The following is a 16234-nucleotide window of genomic DNA, read 5'->3' on the forward strand; positions in this document are numbered from 1 at the left end:
GTTGCCCCATATGGCTGCTTGCGATAAAGCCGCTGTTCGCCTGCAAGCAGGCTCCTACAAGGTGTATTCCCCCCTCTCGCCATTATTCGCCACAATTCATCCCGCCCGGCGCCACTTTCCCACGTGCGTGACCCGCTAGACTCTCCGCGATCACAAGGAGAGAAGCCCCCATGCGCAAATACCTGTTGCTCGGCACTGCCGCTTTCGCCATCGCCGTCTACCTCAGCAACGCCTCGTGGCTCGCCGAAAAACCCAGCGGCAAACTCACCCTGATCGCCCACCGCGGTGTCTACCAGACATACAGCAAAGACAATCTCGGCCGCGACGACTGCACCGCAATCCGCGTTTACGCGCCCGAGCACGACTATCTGGAAAACACCCTCGCCTCCATGCAAGCGGCGTTCGACTACGGGGCAGATATTGTAGAGATCGACGTGCACCCCACCACCGATGGCGAGTTCGCCGTGTTTCATGACTGGACCCTCGACTGCCGCACCGAAGGCACCGGCACCACCCGCGACCATCCCATGAGCTACCTGAAAACCCTGGACATCGGCCACGGCTACACCCCGGACAACGGCGAAACCTATCCGTTTCGCGGCAAGGGCGTGGGACTGATGCCGACACTCGAAGAGGTATTCCGGGCATTCCCCGACAAGCAATTCCTGATCAACATCAAAAGCGGTCGCGTGAAGGAAGCCCACCTGCTGCACAAATACCTGCGCAAGCACAACTTGCCCACTCAAGGTCCGCTGCGGGTATATGGCAACGAAAAAGTGATGGCGAGAATCCGCGAATTGCGCCCGGACGCCTGGGTCTTCAGCCGCGAGAGCGTCCAGCAGTGCACCTATCGCTACATCATGCTGGGCTGGACCGGCTATGTGCCGGAAGCCTGCCGCAACGGCGCCGTGGTTGCGCCGAACACCTGGCAGTGGGCGCTATGGGGCTGGCCGGACCGCTTTATGCAGCGCATGGATGACGCGGGATCGCTGGTGATGGAGCTGGATTTCGCAGGTCGCGGGCGCGGCATGCACGGGATCTACCAACCGCGGGAGCTGGATTTTTTACCGGCGGATTATCGCGGCGCGCTGTGGGTGGAGAAGATTGAGGTGATTGGGCCTTATGTGAAAACCAAATTCCCTTCAGAAAATTAGGATGGGACCACAATAGTTTTCGCGAAGGTGTCGATGCCGGGTAAGCCTTTGTGAGACCTTCACCGCCATGGATGGCGGTGCAGAGCCCCCAGGGATGGGTGCACGGCGTGTCTCACAAAGGCTTACCCGGTAGCGGCGCCGCCACCAAACCAACTACAGAGCTCCCCCCTTCGCCTGCAGGCAGGCTCCTACAGGGTGCAATCAATCAAAGGCCGAGGGAAACGGCTTCACCCTGCTGTTCGGTCAGTACACGATCCAGCAGGGTCGGCAGGTCTTCACCGGTGGTGGTGCACTTCCAACCGGGATTCTCGAATTTGAGGTGATAGCCCCCGGAGCGCGCCGCCACCCACAGTTCCTGCACCGCACTCTGGCGCGACAGAATCACCTGGGTACCGCTGTCTTCCAGGGTAATGGTGAGTACCGCATCCGCGCGCTCGTAATCCATATCCACATCACAATGGTCGAGCGCATCCTCGATGGCAATCAGGGTCTGTTCGATGGCGGCATTGTAGGCGGCCTGGGAAGCGGGCTGGCTCATGATCCGGTTACTTCTGTTACGGTGTTGTTCATACCAAGGGGTCGCTATACTAGCAGGCTTTTCCAGTCTTCTCGTCCCGCGGATGCGGTAGGTATTTCGAATGCGCACACGGCTGTTCCCTCTGATCGTCATGGCCTCCCTCACGACCCTGCTGGGTGGTTGCGGCCAGAAGGGCCCGCTCTACCTGCCCCAGGACCCGGCCGCGCCCGCTGCGAACGGAACCCACAGCCACGGCCAGCCAGCCGGTGCGCGAAAAGACGAGAGCAAAGACCAGAGTCAACCACCGTCCGAGCAACACACGGAAGCAGAAGCAGTAACCAAATGAGTGAATTCCACTACCAGCAGGGAAGCCTGTGGGCCGAGGGCGTCAGCCTCGAGCAGATCGCCGAGCAGTTCGGCACCCCCACCTACGTCTACAGCCGCGCCCACTTCGAGCGCCAGTACAAGGCCTATGCCGACGCCCTCGGCGATCACCCGGGCCTGATCTGCTACGCCATCAAGGCCAATAGCAACCTCGGCGTCCTGTCTGTGCTGGCGCAGTTGGGCGCGGGTTTCGACATCGTCTCCGCCGGCGAGCTGGAGCGCGTGCTGATGGCCGGCGGCGACCCAAGAAAGGTCGTGTTCTCCGGCGTCGGCAAAACCGCCGCGGAAATGCGCCGCGCACTGGAAGTGGGCGTGCACTGCTTCAACGTGGAATCGGAAGCGGAGCTCGAGCGCCTCGACGCGGTGGCCGGCGAGTTGGGACTGGTGGCCCCGGTCTCCCTGCGGGTAAACCCGGATGTGGACGCCAAGACCCACCCCTACATTTCCACCGGCCTCAAGGAAAACAAATTCGGCATCGCCATCGAACGCGCCCGCGATGTCTACCGCAAGGTGGCCGCCTCTGCAAACCTGAACGCCGTGGGCGTGGACTGCCACATCGGCTCCCAGCTCACCGACCTCGCCCCCTTCCTCGATGCCCTCGACCGATTGCTGGCGCTGATCGATGAGCTGGCGGAAGACGGCACCGCGCTCAAACACCTGGATCTCGGTGGCGGCCTCGGCGTGCGCTACCGCGGCGAGGAACCGCCGGAGGTCAGCGATTATCTCGGCGCGGTAAAAGAGAAACTCGCCGGGCGCGACCTGGCACTGGTGCTGGAACCCGGCCGCTCCATCTCCGCCAATGGCGGCGCACTGCTGACCCGGGTGGAGTACCTGAAGCGCACCGAAGGCCACAACTTCGCCATTGTCGACGCCGCCATGAACGACAACCTGCGCCCGGCGCTGTACCAGGCGTGGCAGGATATCGTCGCGGTGACGCCAGCCAACGGCGAGGCCGAGAGCTGGGATATCGTCGGCCCGGTGTGTGAAACCGGCGACTTCCTCGGCAAGCACCGCCCACTGGCGCTGGAGCAGGGCCAGCTGCTGGCGATGCTCTCTGCCGGCGCCTACGGTTTCACCATGAGCTCCAACTACAACTCCCGCACCCGCGCCGCGGAAGTGCTGGTGGACGGCGACAAGACCTATCTGGTGCGCGCGCGTGAGACCCTCGCGGATCTGGTGCGCGGCGAAACCACGGTGCCGGCGAAAGATTCCATGTAAACCGAGATGGCGGGCCGCATTTACCGGCCCACCTTGCAACACTGGATTCCGGCCTGCGCCGGAATGACATAGGACCCCGTCGTCCCGGCGCCGGCCGGGACCCAGACCTGATGAGAAACAGCATGCGGCTCAAGTTCACCAAAATGCACGGCCTCGGCAACGATTTCGTGATGATCGACGGCATCACCCAGCGGGTAAAACTGACGTCGGACAAGGTCCGCCAGATCGCCGACCGCCACACCGGTATCGGCTGCGATCAGCTGCTGCTGGTGGAGGCCCCGCGAGACCCGGACGTGGATTTCCGCTACCGCATCTACAATGCCGACGGCAGTGAGGTGGAAAACTGCGGCAACGGTGCGCGCTGTTTCGCACGCTTCGTGCGCGAGCGCCGCCTCACCAGCAAGGAGCAGATCCTGGTGGAGACAGCCGCTGGTGTCCTGCAGCTGAACGTGCAGGGCGCGGATCAGGTAAGCGTGGACATGGGCGCGCCGGTTCTGGAGCCGGCGAAGATTCCATTCCAGGCCGATATCCAGGCCGAGACCTACCCTCTGGAGGTGGATGGCGAAACCTACACCGTCGGCGCCGTGTCCATGGGCAATCCTCACGCAGTGCTGCTAGTGGAAGATGTCGACAGCGCACCGGTGGAGCGCCTCGGTGCCGCCATTGAGTGTCATCCACGCTTTCCCGCCCGCGTAAATGTGGGCTTTCTGCAGATCATCGACCGCGGGCACGCGCGCCTGCGGGTATTCGAGCGCGGCGTAGGCGAGACCCGCGCCTGCGGCACCGGCGCTTGCGCCGCCATGGTCTCTGCCCGCATCCGCGGCCTGGTGGATGAAGAACTGGAGATCACCCTGCCCGGCGGCACCCTGACAATCCACTGGCCCGGCCCCGGTGAGCCGGTTACCATGACCGGACCCGCGACCGCGGTATATCACGGACAGATAGTGGTTTAAGCCGGATAGAGGTTTAATCCAGAGAACACCGGACCAGCGACCGAGCAACGACACCGCAATGACCGAGAACAGCGACGCCCCCCTGATCGACAGCGCCGTCGAGGCCAACCTGGAAAAGCAGGAAGCCGCCAACAGCGAAAACCAGCGCAACAAGAAGCTGCTGGCGCGGCAGGTGGCGCGTTACCTGATGCAGAACCCCAGCTTCTTTGCGGAAAACCTCGAGCTGCTGGAGACGATCCAGATCCCGCGGGAATCCGGCAAGACCGTGTCGCTGATGACCCACCAGACCAACCTGCTGCGAGAGCGCAACATCGAGATGCGCCAGCGCCTCGACCAGTTGCTGCAAAACGCCCGCGACAACGATCAGCTGTTCATGCACAGCCGCCGCCTGATTCTGGCATTGCTGGAAGCGCGCACGGTGGCAGAAGCCGCGCGCGCGCTGCTGCAGAGCTTCCGCAACGATTTCAATGTGGAAGTGACCGCGCTCACCCTGTTCGGGCCGCTGCCGGGTTCCGGCAAGCAGCTGGGGGATGCGCGCAGCTGTTCCCGCGCCAGTGCGGAAACCGCCATCGGCTCCATCCTGCGCAACGGCCGCACCGTATGCGGCACCCTGCGCCCCACCGAGACAGGTTTTCTGTTTGGCAGTGACGCCGAGCGCGTCGCCTCCGCCGCAGTGGTGCCGCTCGCCAACCAGCTCGGCATACTCGCGGTGGGTTCCAGCGATCCAAACCACTACCGCTCCAGTCTCGGCACCCTGTTCCTGTCCTATATCGGCGAGATTCTCGAGCGCCTGCTGCCCGACCTGCTGGCGCGCAGCTGAGACCATTCGGCTCCGGCCCGCTGTGCGCAAAACGAATTCCTGGCAACGCCGCCGGTGGAAAACTGGACCCCGGCCGGAGCCGGGGTGACGCGGTTGCAGTCCTACCGGCGGAGCCGGTATCCAGTATCACCCGTAACGCATGACTCTCAGATGGGCCGACTGCCGTACTTCGGCTGCGGCTTGCGAGGTGGGTCCGCGGTGATGTCCGGTGCTATCTCATTGATAGCACCGCCGCTGGCGAGAAAAGCCTCGACTTCGGCACTCAGTTCACTGCGGGCCCGCTGGCGGGAGGTGATGGAGCGTTCTTCGCCGAATTCCTCGGAGTCCTTTGCCCGAACGCTGTATTGGTCGTCTTTCATGTCAATTACCCTGTAACTTGATACCCCTTGTTACAGAGGGAATACCCCTGCTGCCGCGGTTTCCTACTTACAGATACATCCGCAATTGCCCTTCCGTTTTACTCACCCTGAAACTGCAGGCGGCCGCGCCGTGCAATTTCTGCAAATAAAACCTAGCGGGCAGAAGAATTCCTGCGGCGAAATAGTTATAGGCAGTGTCCCAGCAGCCTGCCAGAAAAGGTTCCCATTATCGGTAGAGTTTTTTTGTACAGTTTTAAGGCAATTTATTGCTGTTGGTTATGCAAATTTGCACGCCAGAATTTTGACGACATTTGTTCTGGGCGATTATTTTTACACCGCGCCGCCGGCGGTCTCTCTATACGCGTTTTTCGGGCACAAAAAAGCCCTGCAATGCAGGGCTGGTAAACAATTTGCGCGGTTCTTTGATCAGACCGCTTCGCTGCCGGTTTCACCGGTGCGGATGCGGATGACTTCTTCGAGCGCAGTGATAAAGATTTTGCCGTCGCCGATCTTGCCGGTCTGGGCCGCCTTGGTAATCGCTTCCACGGCGCTGTCGACCATGCTGTCGTCCACCGCCAATTCCAGTTTCACCTTGGGCAGAAAGTCCACCACGTATTCCGCGCCACGGTACAGCTCGGTGTGACCTTTCTGACGGCCGAAGCCTTTCACTTCGGTCACGGTCATTCCCTGTACGCCAACCTCAGACAGCGCGGTGCGCACATCGTCCAGTTTGAATGGCTTCACGACAGCCGTAATCAGTTTCATTGACTTATCCCCTGATATTGTTTCTTTCGGGCACCGGCCCAACAGTGAAGCGGTGCCGGAAGATTCTTGCTGCTGCCGGGCCTGGTCACAGACCCGGCAGCGATATTATGAGCGCTTATTTGCTCATAAATTCCGGATAAGCTTCCATTCCGCACTCGACCAAGTCAACACCTTGCTGCTCTTCTTCCTCGGTCACACGGATACCGGTGATGAGCTTGAGGGCGAACCAGACGATTAAGGAGGCGATGAATACCCACGCAAAGATGGTGGCGGCACCGATCAGCTGGCCGCTGAGTGAGGAGCCATCGTTGGTAACCGGCACCAACAGCAGGCCCAGCAGACCCACCACACCGTGCACGGAGATGGCGCCAACGGGGTCGTCGATCTTCAGCTTGTCCAGGGTGATGATGGAGAAGACCACCAGCACGCCGCCGATGGCGCCGAACAGGGTAGCCTGCAGGGCGGTCGGGGTGGAGGGCTCAGCGGTGATGGCCACCAGGCCAGCCAGCGCGCCGTTCAGCAGCATGGTCAGGTCGGCCTTGCCGAACAGGATGCGGCCGGTGATCAGCGCGGCAACGGCACCACCAGCGGCAGCGGCGTTGGTGTTCAGGAATACCATGGCCACGGAGTGCGCGTTGGCAGCGTCGCCCAGTTTCAGCACGGAACCACCGTTAAATCCGAACCAGCCCATCCACAGGATGAAGGTACCCAGAGTGGCCAGCGGCAGGTTGGCACCGGGGATGGCGTAGATCTCGCCATTCGGACCGTATTTGCCTTTACGCGCACCCAGCAGCAGTACGCCGGCGAGAGCAGCGGCAGCACCGGCCATGTGTACGATGCCGGAGCCGGCGAAATCGGAGAAGCCCAGGTCACCCAGGTTGTACAGGCCGAACACTTCTTTGCCGCCCCATGTCCAGGAACCTTCCAGCGGGTAGATAACACCGGTCATCACTACCGCGAACAGCAGGAAGCTCCACAGCTTCATGCGCTCGGCAACCGCACCGGAGACGATGGACATGGCAGTCGCCACAAACACCACCTGGAAGAAGAAGTCGGAAGCACCGGAGTAGACGGAGTCGCCTTCGAAACCGTTCTCTGCAGAGCTCGCCAGCACGCCTTCCAGATCGAAGGCTTCAATGCCGTTCAGCAGCCAGCCGCCATCGTACATAATGGCGTAACCGCTGATCAGATACATGATGCTGGCAATGGCAAATAGCGCCACGTTTTTTGTGAGAATTTCCGTAGTGTTCTTGGAACGCACCAGGCCCGCTTCCAGCATGGCAAAGCCTGCCGCCATCCACATGACCAGTGCACCGCACACGAGGAAATAAAATGTATCAATTGCGTACTGCAACTGAAAAATTTGATTTTCCATTTTTCGCTCCGTTTAACCCAAACTTTCCCGAGTTGCCCCGGCAGTTATTTCTATTGATCAAAGAATCGTTTTTTGGCAATCGTTATTGATTGTTAGATCGCTTCCGTGCCGGTTTCACCGGTGCGGATACGGATTGCCTGCTCAAGGTTTGCAACAAAGATCTTGCCATCGCCGATCTTGCCGCTTTGTGCCGCGCTGCCGATGGCTTCCAGCACAGCGTCTACCTGGCTGTCGTCAACGGCGATCTGCAACATGGTTTTGGGCAGAAAATCCACTACATACTCGGCTCCACGGTAGAGTTCGGTATGCCCTTTCTGCCGTCCAAATCCCTTCACTTCACTCACGGTGATACCTTTTACTCCGGCTTCCGCCAGGGCATCGCGCACCGCGTCGAGCTTGAATGGTTTGATAATTGCGGTTACCAGTTTCATGGTCTCCCCCTAAGATGAAAGCCCACTCCAAAGAGCGGGCCCGTTCGTTTTTCCGGTTACCAGCTGTAGGTTGCGCCAGCCAGAACCGTCGGCTCACACCAGTCGTAACCCCAGCACTCCTTTTCACTGGCATCGGTGCCGACCAGCGAGGCCGACAATGCCAGGCCGCCAAACTCCTTGCTGACCGAAACGGTGTAATCGATGTAGGAGTCTGTGTTCACATAAATTTCTTCGTCGAACAGGTTCAGACCAGCACTGATATCCAGCGCGATGTCGTTAGCCAGGCTGAAGGAATAGCCGGCATTCAGGTAATAGAATTCACCCGCCTGGTACCAGTAATCGTCGGAGTAGGCGAAGCCCAGGCTCAGGTCGCCAAGGCTCAGGCTGCCGTAGACTTCCTGGTAGTCCTCATCGCGATTGCTGCCGTGGTAGGCGTAGTAGATGTAACCTACGTCGTAGCCAATGCCGCCCGCAGTTTCGCCGGCATAACCGCCGTAGAAGTCCTGTTCAAACTCGGTTTCGTTGCTGCCGTAGGCAAAGTCCACCTGCGAGGCCCAAGTGCCCAGGTAAATGCCGTTGCCAAAATCCAGATCCACGCCGCCCTGAATCGCCGGACCGGTGTCAGACTGGGAAACACCGCGGAAGCGGTAGTCACTCACCACGCCGAGATTGGCGCTGGCACTGATACCGGCCTCCTGAGCCACCGCCGCGCTGCTGCCGATGGCGAACGCGAGAGCGCTTGCTGTAAATACCGCTGCAATCTTTTTATTCATATGGAATCGCACGTTGGTTCTCCTGGTTCTCTGTGTGAAATACTTGTTTTGAATTATTTTTTTGCGGTGGGGACATCACCTGGGAGTCGGTACACACCGCGCTCGTCCAGGCACTTCTTTCAGAAGACCTATCCCCTGCCTTCTTTGCCAGGACGATTCGTACCGGAGTACTTGCAGGGTTGGTGCCAACTCTTGAATTCCTTTTTTAAATCAGTGAGTTAGCCGTTTTTTTTGGCGCTGGGCGTGCGGCTGGGGCCAGCCCGATGCGCAAAATAAGTGCGCACCAAAATTGAACCTGCACCCAGATGGCGCATTTGTGCGGTGACTTGTGGGGCTTGCGACCCAATAGTGGGCATGTGTTTCGCGGCTTGGTGGGAATTAGGGGCTGCGGTAATATTTGCCGCTGTTGAAGCTGGAATTTGTAGTGGAGAATTGCGCGTGGCCGCGGAAAAATTGCAACAGTTATTAAGCGAACTGCAACAACAAGGGGCAGTTGTCAGCGGCGATCTGCGCGATGCGCTCGAGGTGGCGCTGGGAAAACTGCCGCTGGTGAGCCAGCGCGAGTTCGATATCCAGGCCGCCAAACTGGCGCGGGCCGAGGAAAAGCTCGCCCATCTTGAACAGCAACTGAAAGCGCTTGAAGAGCAACTGGAAGACAAAAACTAATTGGTCAAAAAATCCGGAACCGCGCCGGAATTTCAGGGAAGACCATTGTTCAGGGAAAGAAAGTGAGCCTATCCATCACCTATGCCCGCGCACAACTGGGCATTCACGCGCCATTGGTCACCGTGGAAACCCATCTCGCCAACGGGCTGCCGGCATTCAATATTGTCGGATTGCCGGAGGCCGCGGTGCGCGAGAGCCGCGACCGGGTGCGCAGCGCCATCGTCAACAGTCATTTCGAGTTCCCCCAGCGGCGCATCACCGTCAACCTGGCTCCGGCGGACCTGCCCAAGGCCGGCGGTCGTTACGACCTCGCCATCGCAATCGGCGTCCTCGCGGCCTCCGGGCAGGTGCCCGGGGATACACTTGAACAGTATGAATTTATCGGCGAGCTGGCCCTATCCGGCAGCCTGCGCCCTATTCCCGGCGCCCTGCCCGCGGCCATGGCCTGTGGCGATTGCGACCGCACCCTGGTGATTTCCTCCGAGTCCGCCGCCGAGGCGGCACTGATCGGCACGCCCATCAAAGCCGCTTCTTCGCTGCTGCAGGTGTGCGCACAGCTGCACGGGCGCGAGCCGCTGCCGGATGCCGTAGGTGACGAGACGCAAGAGGAGGCACTGTGCGCAGATCTGGCGGATGTGCGCGGCCAACTGAAGGCGCGACGCGCACTGGAAGTCGCCGCGGCCGGAAGTCACAACCTGTTGTTTTACGGTCCGCCGGGTACAGGAAAAACCATGTTGGCGAGTCGCCTTCCGGGTATCCTGCCGCCACTTACCGAGCGCGAGCTGATTGAGGTGGCCGCACTCTATTCCAGCGCCGGGCTCGCGCGCATTCGCCAGCGGCCATTTCGCGCACCGCACCACTCGGCCTCTCCCACAGCACTGGTCGGCGGCGGCAGCGACCCGCGCCCCGGAGAAATCAGCCTCGCCCACCGCGGCGTGCTGTTTCTCGACGAGATGCCAGAGTTCCCCCGCTCCGCGCTGGAGATCCTGCGCGAACCGCTGGAGAACGGCGAAGTGCGGATTTCCCGCGCCCGCGCTCAGGTCACCTTTCCCGCGGATTTCCAGCTGGTGGCGGCGATGAACCCGTGCCCCTGTGGCTATCTCGGCGAAACCCGCTGCCGCTGCACCCCGGACCAGATACACCGCTACCGCAACAAACTCTCCGGCCCATTGCTGGATCGCATCGATATGCAGGTGGAAGTGGCCAGCATGAGCGCCGCGCAACTGCAGGAGTCCCCGCCCGGGGAAAAGTCCGCGACCGTGCGCGAGCGGGTGCGCACCGCGCGGGAAATCCAGTTGCAGCGGCAGGGGAAAATAAACGGAGAACTGAAAGGCCGCGAGCTGGATGAACATTGCTCTCTGGGCAAAACGGAAAGTGCATTGCTGCGCGCATCGGTGGAGAAACTCGGCCTGTCGGCACGCAGTTACCACCGGGTACTGAAAGTGGCGCGCACGCTCGCCGATTTGTGCGGACAGGAAAATATCGGTACATCACAGATTGCCGAAGCGCTGGCGTACCGCAATCTCGACCGCAAACCGATAGCAACCGTTTAGCGCGGCACCCTGTAGGAGCTTGCTTGCAAGCGAACCGATCAGTGCTCCGGACCATTCGCCTGCAAGCAGGCTCCTACAACGTGGTTGTTAACCGATAAAGCACGTGTTCCTGCATCGGATGCCCCGACGGCAGTGCCGGGTGGAGAAAGTTTTCGCCCTGCTGCATACCCAGTTTTTCCATCACCGAGCGCGAACGAAAATTTCCAGGAACGGTAAACGAGACGATCTCACTCAAACCCAACTCCTCAAACCCCACTTGCAGACACACGCGTGCCGCCTCGGTGGCATAGCCCTTGCCCCAGGCCCTCCTCGACAGACGCCAACCGATCTCCACGGACGGCGCAAACGGCATATCCTCGGTCACGTTTTTGATGCCGACAAAACCGATAAACTGCTGGTCCTCCAGCGTTTCCACCGCCCAGAATCCCCAGCCGTGCTGTTCGATATGCGCGATCTGACGGTCGATTGCCGCATTGCTCTCGGCGCGGCTCAACAGTGCCGGAAAAAATTCCATCACGGCCGGGTCCGCATTCATCAACGCAAACGGTACGCGGTCGCTGTCCCGCCACTGGCGCAGTTGCAGGCGCTGCGTTGTTGGCTCGATGCGCATATCAGTGTTTGTCCTGCTTTTTTTCCTGACGCTGCTTTTCCAGCTGTTTGTCGAGCTGAAGCTGTGCCTGCACCGCATAGCTTTTGCAGTCCATTTCTGTTTCCTGTTTTGCTTCCTCGACATAGCGCCAGCCACTGGCGCCCGGGTGCGGTGTCAGCAACAGGTCGCAGGGGAGATCGCGTACCTTAGCGAAGGTAAAGCGGAAGTCGTTCAGCAGGTGCGGGTAGCGCGGGTTGTCGAGCAACTGATATCCCGGCGCGGTCAAGCTGTCCACATAGGCGATGTCCACAACTTTGCCATCGCGCCTGTCCTGCCAGGTCCACGCCATACTGCCGGGAGTGTGGCCAGGAATAAAATGCACTTGAAACTGCACATTCCCCAGTTCGACAGTTTCGCCATCCAGGACATAGCGATCGACGTTCACTGGCGGAAACATCAACCCGTCGCCAAAGTGAATATCCCCTGCACCGCCGCTCGCCAGCAGCCGCCCGGACTCGGCATTACTCACCAGGCGCGCGCCAGAGATACGCCGTATTTCCGCCAGCGGGCCGGCGTGATCGGCGTGCGCGTGGCTGTGGAAAATAAACTTGAGTTCCGAAGGCTCGATACCGAGTTTGCGCATATTCGCCAGCAGATGCTGTGCCGCCTGCGGCATGCCGCCGTCGATCAGCACCGCTCCGGCATCGGTTTTCACCAGCAGGGCGGTGAGCTCCTCAGTGCCGATCTGCCAGGTGTGCTCGGCAATCTGCAGCGGCACCACCGGCGTGCGCCAGGGTTCCGGCACCTCGTATGCCTTGAGCTGTGGCAGTGGCTGCTCCGTTGCGGCGGCGGTGATGGCCGTTGTGGCAGCGGCAACCGCGAGGAAAATTTGTTGCACAAGTGCACCGAAACCATTTTTCACCTTAATGCTCCACTTCCAGTAATTTTTCCATCGGCGCAATCATGTAGTGACACTCATCCAACCAGTCCACGGTTTCCGGATAATCACACACTTCAAAGCCCAGTTTTTCGTACAGTGCCTTCGCCGCGGAATTATTTTTCAATACAAACAGCGAGCACTGCGTGAAATGCAGTGCCTCACGGCCCTGAGCCGCCAGTCCGCGCACGAGCTGCTTCCCCACGCCGCGCCCGCGCGCGGACGGCGCAACTATCAGCCGCCCAAGATGGCAGTGGTCGAGGCGGTTATAAAACTGTCCGAACGCCAGCAGTTCGCCCTGCGCATTCTCGAGTGCAAAACTTGGCAGCTCTTTCCAGCGACAGTCCTCGGAAAAGCTCTGAGAATCAAACGGGTAGCGAAAACCGGGGCCACCCCACTGGGTGCACTGCTGCTGCGAACCAATCCAGCTCATCAGCTTCGGCAAGTGTTTTTGGTGAAACGGAACCAGTCGATTTCCGTACGTATCCATCGCTATACCTTGCGGGTTATCGGGTTAGTTTTTTCTGGCCTGTGCCAACCAGCGGTCCAGCTGATCGGCAAACGCCTTGCGCTCCTGCTGCCCCAGCGGCGGCGGGCCGCCGGTGTGGACGCCGCTGGAGCGCAGGGTTTCCATAAAATCGCGCATGTTCAGGCGCGCGCGGATATTCGCCTTGGAATATTTTTCGCCGCGGGGGTTGAGCGCGGTGGCGCCCTTGTCGATCACCTCCGACGCCAGTGGAATGTCCGCGGTGATGATCAGGTCTCCGCACTCGCAGCGCTGTACGATTTCGTTGTCGGCAACATCGAAACCGGCGGTTACCTGCAGTGCGCGAATAAAGGGCGACGGCGGTACCCGCACGTACTGGTTGGCAACCAGCGTCAACTCAGTCTGGGTGCGCTCGGCGGCGCGGAACAGGATTTCCTTGATGACGGTGGGACAGGCGTCGGCATCGACCCAGATCTTCGGCATTAGCAGTCTTCTCGCGGTTGTTCATCCGGACGTTCATCAACAGGCGCGCCCTCGTCGCATTTCCTGCAGTCGAGCTTATGGCCGAGCATCCGCGCACGGCCCTCTGCGGTGGTGACCCAGAGGCGGTTCTGCCAGGGCGGATCGTGGCGCACGTGCTGGTTGTGGCCGCAGGCGAGCTGGGCCACCCAGTGGTTTTCGTCGTCGCGGTGATAACCGCTTATCGGTTGAAGCATCGTTGTTGAAGCATGGATATTGAAGCTTGCTCGATAGCAGCAAGAAAAAAGGCACCTCGTTGAGGTGCCTTTATAGACAAATCCGCCCTGGAGGTAAAAGTTATTCTGGTGTTTGCACCGCGCCTGCCACTTCGGCGCTCCGGTTCCGGCGCGGCAGGCTGCCGTTGATACAGATCAACAGGAATACCGCGGCGGCGAGCGCCGTCCACACGTCGAACATGGCGAGCATATAGCCGATCACCAGCGCGCAGACCATTTCCAGCGGTTTCTTCACCAGCGGCGCAGCCACCAGGATGCAGGCGAAGGCGGTGAGTGCAAGAGTGAGCATCAGGGCAATGGCCATGATGGGTTTGATCAGGCTGATCCAGGGCCAGCACAGGTAGATCAGCGGCAGGCCGAAGCCGTAGTAGGAGCCGATGCCGCTGTGCAGGTCCGCCATTTTGTCGCGACCGCGGCGCCAGGTCTGGATGATCACCGCGTGCACGCCGGTCCACAGCAGGCCCTGGTAGGGAAACAGCGGCGCGAGTACGGCAGAGATTCCATTGCGCGCGGCCACCGCCAGCTGGCTGCGGCCGAAGTCCGCGTCGATGGGGTCGTCACCGCGCGCTGGCTGCGCGCTGCGAATCATTTCCGAGCCGGTGACGAAGTCGCCGAACAGGATCACATAGGCCACAAATGCCAGCGGCAGCACGTCCACATACATAGACAGCGGCGGCCAGCCGATGCTGAAGGGGGAGACCTTGGCGAGGGTTTCCGTCACCGGCGGAATGAACAGACCCCAGCGGATATCGAAGTGGATCTCGCCGGCGATCACCCCCACCACCGCGGCGGCGACAAAACCCGGCAGCAGGCCGAGGCTGCACAGGCTGTCGAGCCACTTGTGGCGCGCGCGCAGCATCTGTACCGGCGCTGAGAAGGTAAACAGCAGCGCCACCACCAGCGCGGTAGTGGCGCTGACGGGATGGCTCTGGAACAGCGCGATATCTTTCACGAACACCCGGTCCAGCGCGGAGATCGCCGCACCGAAAATGATCCCCGCTTTCAGTGCCACCGGCAGCGCGCGCATCAGTCGCTGCGATAGTCCAGACAAGCTGAACACCGTGGCGATGGCGGCGAGCGACAGCGACAGCGCGGTCATCACCTGGAAGCGCTCCGGCCCCTCGGGGTAGCCGCCGACAATGAACGTGAGCACCAGCGGGAAGGCGGGCGTGAGCATCCCCGGTGCGAAAGGCTCGCCGAACAGCAGGAAAGACGCACACAGGATGGTGTTGGCCAGCAACAGCAGTGCCAGGGATTCCTCGAAGCTGAGGCCGAAGTAGCCGATCAGCACCGGTGCCATGATCAGGCTGGTGCCGCTCGCCACCACCACACCCTGCACGAACTGCGAGGGCACGAACTTTAAATGCAGGAAGGGTACGCGGAAGGTAAACGGGCCCCAGCGCCAGCCGCGTTGCGACGCACTGGCATCAAGGGAAGTATCGGTGGAGTTGCTCTGGTCCATCGCCTGCTGCTCTTTATTGTTATCCAGTGTTTCGAGCTTAGGCGCGGCCAGCGAGGGCGGCCATTATTTATCAGGTAATGATCCGGCGCGCAGCAATTGGCGGTACAGCAGCGGGTGATCTTCGGGTACCGCCGCCAGCTCCGCGTCACTCACCACCCGGCGGTTGTCGTCGCGGTAGATACGGCCGATCAGCAGGCGCGGTTGCACCAGTTGCGAGGTGGACGAGAGGGTATCGTTATACACAGTGAGATTGACGATGCCCTCGCCGGTGTTCAGTGCCAGCGGGTAATCGCTGGTGTGGATGAGGCGGCGCGCGAGCTGCGGCCAGTTGTCCGGCAGCGCCCCCGCGGCCTCCAGCCGCGCCAGCATGGCCCAGCCCTCCGGGGAGTCGCTCTGCAGGGTTTCCATGGTCAGGTACAGGGCCAGGCCGCAGGACAAGGCTGTGCCATTGTGCAGGTATGGGCGCAGGCCATTGGGATTCATCACCAGCTCGTACATGTTGGGCGCCTCCAGCAGTGCCGGGTCCACACGCGGCAGGAAGAAGGCGAGCCAGGCCCGGTTGACCGAAATCACGCGGCCGAAGTTGTCCAGCGCAAATGCCGGCTCGGGCTCCGCGCGCGCCATGGCGTTCTGCATGGACTTATTCATCCACACCGCCAGTTCCGGGGTCTCAAACACCGATTGGTCGGCAGAGAAGCCCGCGGCAGTGAGCAGGTAGGCGCGGTCGCGGGCGCTCAGGCCGAAGCATTCCGCGAGGGCGCCGGCCACCAGTCGCGACGGCTGCGAGCGGCCGGTTTCCAGAAAACTGATATGGCGGGTGGAGACCCCGAGGTCTTCCGACAGCTGCTCCTGGGACAGACCCAAGGTCTTGCGCCAGAAATGCATCAGGCGCCCAAAGGCGCTTTCACTGCGGGATTGGTCCACCAGGGACAGCGGTGTACTGGTCTTCATGGTTCGGCCTGCTTTTTGTTATCTGAGCCTGCGCAGCAGGATTTCTCTCTGGCTGCTCGCTGGTAATTCTCTCGTCGCGTTGGTC

Annotated in this window: 20 protein-coding genes; 7 read left to right on the forward strand and 13 right to left on the reverse strand. The window is 60.8% G+C overall.

Annotated features, from left to right (window positions below):
• Window positions 1-170 precede the first annotated feature (170 nt).
• Window positions 171-1154, forward strand: coding sequence for a glycerophosphodiester phosphodiesterase family protein (locus GNX18_RS12820; RefSeq protein ID WP_166218592.1), 984 nt, complete (start codon window positions 171-173; stop codon window positions 1152-1154).
• Window positions 1155-1359: 205 nt separating this feature from the next.
• On the opposite strand, the gene cyaY is transcribed toward GNX18_RS12820, so the two are convergent.
• Entirely contained in the window at window positions 1360-1692 is a 333-nt protein-coding gene (cyaY, locus tag GNX18_RS12825; protein ID WP_166218594.1) for an iron donor protein CyaY, read from the reverse strand.
• Window positions 1693-1792: 100 nt separating this feature from the next.
• Between cyaY and GNX18_RS12830 the strand changes: the two genes are divergently transcribed.
• The 4 genes from GNX18_RS12830 to GNX18_RS12845 all read left to right on the forward strand — a co-directional run bounded on the left by GNX18_RS12830 (window position 1793) and on the right by GNX18_RS12845 (window position 5046).
• Window positions 1793-2017, forward strand: coding sequence for a lipoprotein (locus tag GNX18_RS12830; protein WP_138237103.1), 225 nt, complete (start codon window positions 1793-1795; stop codon window positions 2015-2017).
• Complete coding sequence (gene lysA, locus GNX18_RS12835; protein ID WP_166218596.1) at window positions 2014-3273, forward strand: diaminopimelate decarboxylase; 1260 nt, start codon at window positions 2014-2016, stop codon at window positions 3271-3273. Before GNX18_RS12830 ends, lysA begins: the two co-directional genes overlap by 4 nt.
• A gap of 122 nt (window positions 3274-3395) precedes the next feature.
• On the forward strand, window positions 3396-4226 hold the full coding sequence (gene dapF / locus GNX18_RS12840) for a diaminopimelate epimerase (protein WP_138237163.1): 831 nt from the start codon (window positions 3396-3398) through the stop codon (window positions 4224-4226).
• 58 nt (window positions 4227-4284) lie between these two features.
• Entirely contained in the window at window positions 4285-5046 is a 762-nt protein-coding gene (locus tag GNX18_RS12845; RefSeq protein ID WP_138237105.1) for a DUF484 family protein, read from the forward strand.
• Between the two features lie 146 nt (window positions 5047-5192).
• Here GNX18_RS12845 and GNX18_RS12850 read toward each other — a convergent pair whose 3' ends face one another.
• The 5 genes from GNX18_RS12850 to GNX18_RS12870 all read right to left on the reverse strand — a co-directional run bounded on the left by GNX18_RS12850 (window position 5193) and on the right by GNX18_RS12870 (window position 8749).
• Window positions 5193-5405, reverse strand: a complete 213-nt coding sequence (locus tag GNX18_RS12850) for a hypothetical protein (RefSeq protein WP_138237106.1) — start codon at window positions 5403-5405, stop codon at window positions 5193-5195.
• A 426-nt stretch (window positions 5406-5831) separates the two neighbouring features.
• Window positions 5832-6170: a P-II family nitrogen regulator gene (locus tag GNX18_RS12855; RefSeq protein WP_043319767.1), complete on the reverse strand. Its 339-nt coding sequence runs from the start codon at window positions 6168-6170 to the stop codon at window positions 5832-5834.
• Window positions 6171-6285: 115 nt separating this feature from the next.
• Window positions 6286-7545 (reverse strand): ammonium transporter, encoded by a 1260-nt coding sequence (locus GNX18_RS12860; RefSeq protein ID WP_166218598.1) that lies wholly within the window; start codon window positions 7543-7545, stop codon window positions 6286-6288.
• Window positions 7546-7637: 92 nt separating this feature from the next.
• Window positions 7638-7976 (reverse strand): P-II family nitrogen regulator, encoded by a 339-nt coding sequence (locus GNX18_RS12865; protein WP_138237108.1) that lies wholly within the window; start codon window positions 7974-7976, stop codon window positions 7638-7640.
• 56 nt (window positions 7977-8032) lie between these two features.
• The gene (locus tag GNX18_RS12870) at window positions 8033-8749 is read right to left on the reverse strand and encodes a TorF family putative porin (protein ID WP_138237109.1); all 717 of its coding nucleotides are present in this window, start codon (window positions 8747-8749) and stop codon (window positions 8033-8035) included.
• 276 nt (window positions 8750-9025) lie between these two features.
• Here GNX18_RS12870 and GNX18_RS19690 point away from each other — a divergent pair, with 276 nt between their 5' ends.
• Together GNX18_RS19690 and GNX18_RS12880 are read left to right on the forward strand one after the other, a co-directional pair.
• Window positions 9026-9415 carry an accessory factor UbiK family protein gene (locus tag GNX18_RS19690; RefSeq protein ID WP_240914006.1) on the forward strand — a complete coding sequence of 130 codons (390 nt, stop codon included), beginning with the start codon at window positions 9026-9028 and terminating at the stop codon, window positions 9413-9415.
• Between the two features lie 62 nt (window positions 9416-9477).
• Window positions 9478-10968, forward strand: a complete 1491-nt coding sequence (locus tag GNX18_RS12880) for a YifB family Mg chelatase-like AAA ATPase (RefSeq protein ID WP_166218600.1) — start codon at window positions 9478-9480, stop codon at window positions 10966-10968.
• A gap of 73 nt (window positions 10969-11041) precedes the next feature.
• Here GNX18_RS12880 and GNX18_RS12885 read toward each other — a convergent pair whose 3' ends face one another.
• The 7 genes from GNX18_RS12885 to GNX18_RS12915 form a co-directional block, all read right to left on the reverse strand.
• Window positions 11042-11578, reverse strand: coding sequence for a GNAT family N-acetyltransferase (locus GNX18_RS12885; protein WP_166218602.1), 537 nt, complete (start codon window positions 11576-11578; stop codon window positions 11042-11044).
• A 1-nt stretch (window position 11579) separates the two neighbouring features.
• Window positions 11580-12455, reverse strand: coding sequence for a subclass B3 metallo-beta-lactamase (gene bla, locus GNX18_RS12890; protein WP_166218604.1), 876 nt, complete (start codon window positions 12453-12455; stop codon window positions 11580-11582).
• A 25-nt stretch (window positions 12456-12480) separates the two neighbouring features.
• Window positions 12481-12984: a GNAT family N-acetyltransferase gene (locus tag GNX18_RS12895; RefSeq protein ID WP_166218606.1), complete on the reverse strand. Its 504-nt coding sequence runs from the start codon at window positions 12982-12984 to the stop codon at window positions 12481-12483.
• 24 nt (window positions 12985-13008) lie between these two features.
• Window positions 13009-13464: a YaiI/YqxD family protein gene (locus GNX18_RS12900; protein ID WP_166218608.1), complete on the reverse strand. Its 456-nt coding sequence runs from the start codon at window positions 13462-13464 to the stop codon at window positions 13009-13011.
• A complete protein-coding gene (locus GNX18_RS12905; protein WP_138237114.1) occupies window positions 13464-13697 on the reverse strand; it encodes a DUF3565 domain-containing protein in 234 nt (77 codons plus the stop codon). Before GNX18_RS12905 ends, GNX18_RS12900 begins: the two co-directional genes overlap by 1 nt.
• 100 nt (window positions 13698-13797) lie before the next feature.
• Window positions 13798-15198 carry a hypothetical protein gene (locus GNX18_RS12910; protein ID WP_166218610.1) on the reverse strand — a complete coding sequence of 467 codons (1401 nt, stop codon included), beginning with the start codon at window positions 15196-15198 and terminating at the stop codon, window positions 13798-13800.
• Window positions 15199-15261: 63 nt separating this feature from the next.
• Complete coding sequence (locus GNX18_RS12915; RefSeq protein WP_166218612.1) at window positions 15262-16149, reverse strand: helix-turn-helix domain-containing protein; 888 nt, start codon at window positions 16147-16149, stop codon at window positions 15262-15264.
• Between the last annotated feature and the right edge of the window lie 85 nt (window positions 16150-16234).

Source organism: Microbulbifer sp. SH-1, assembly GCF_011326135.1.
Lineage (GTDB): Bacteria > Pseudomonadota > Gammaproteobacteria > Pseudomonadales > Cellvibrionaceae > Microbulbifer > Microbulbifer harenosus.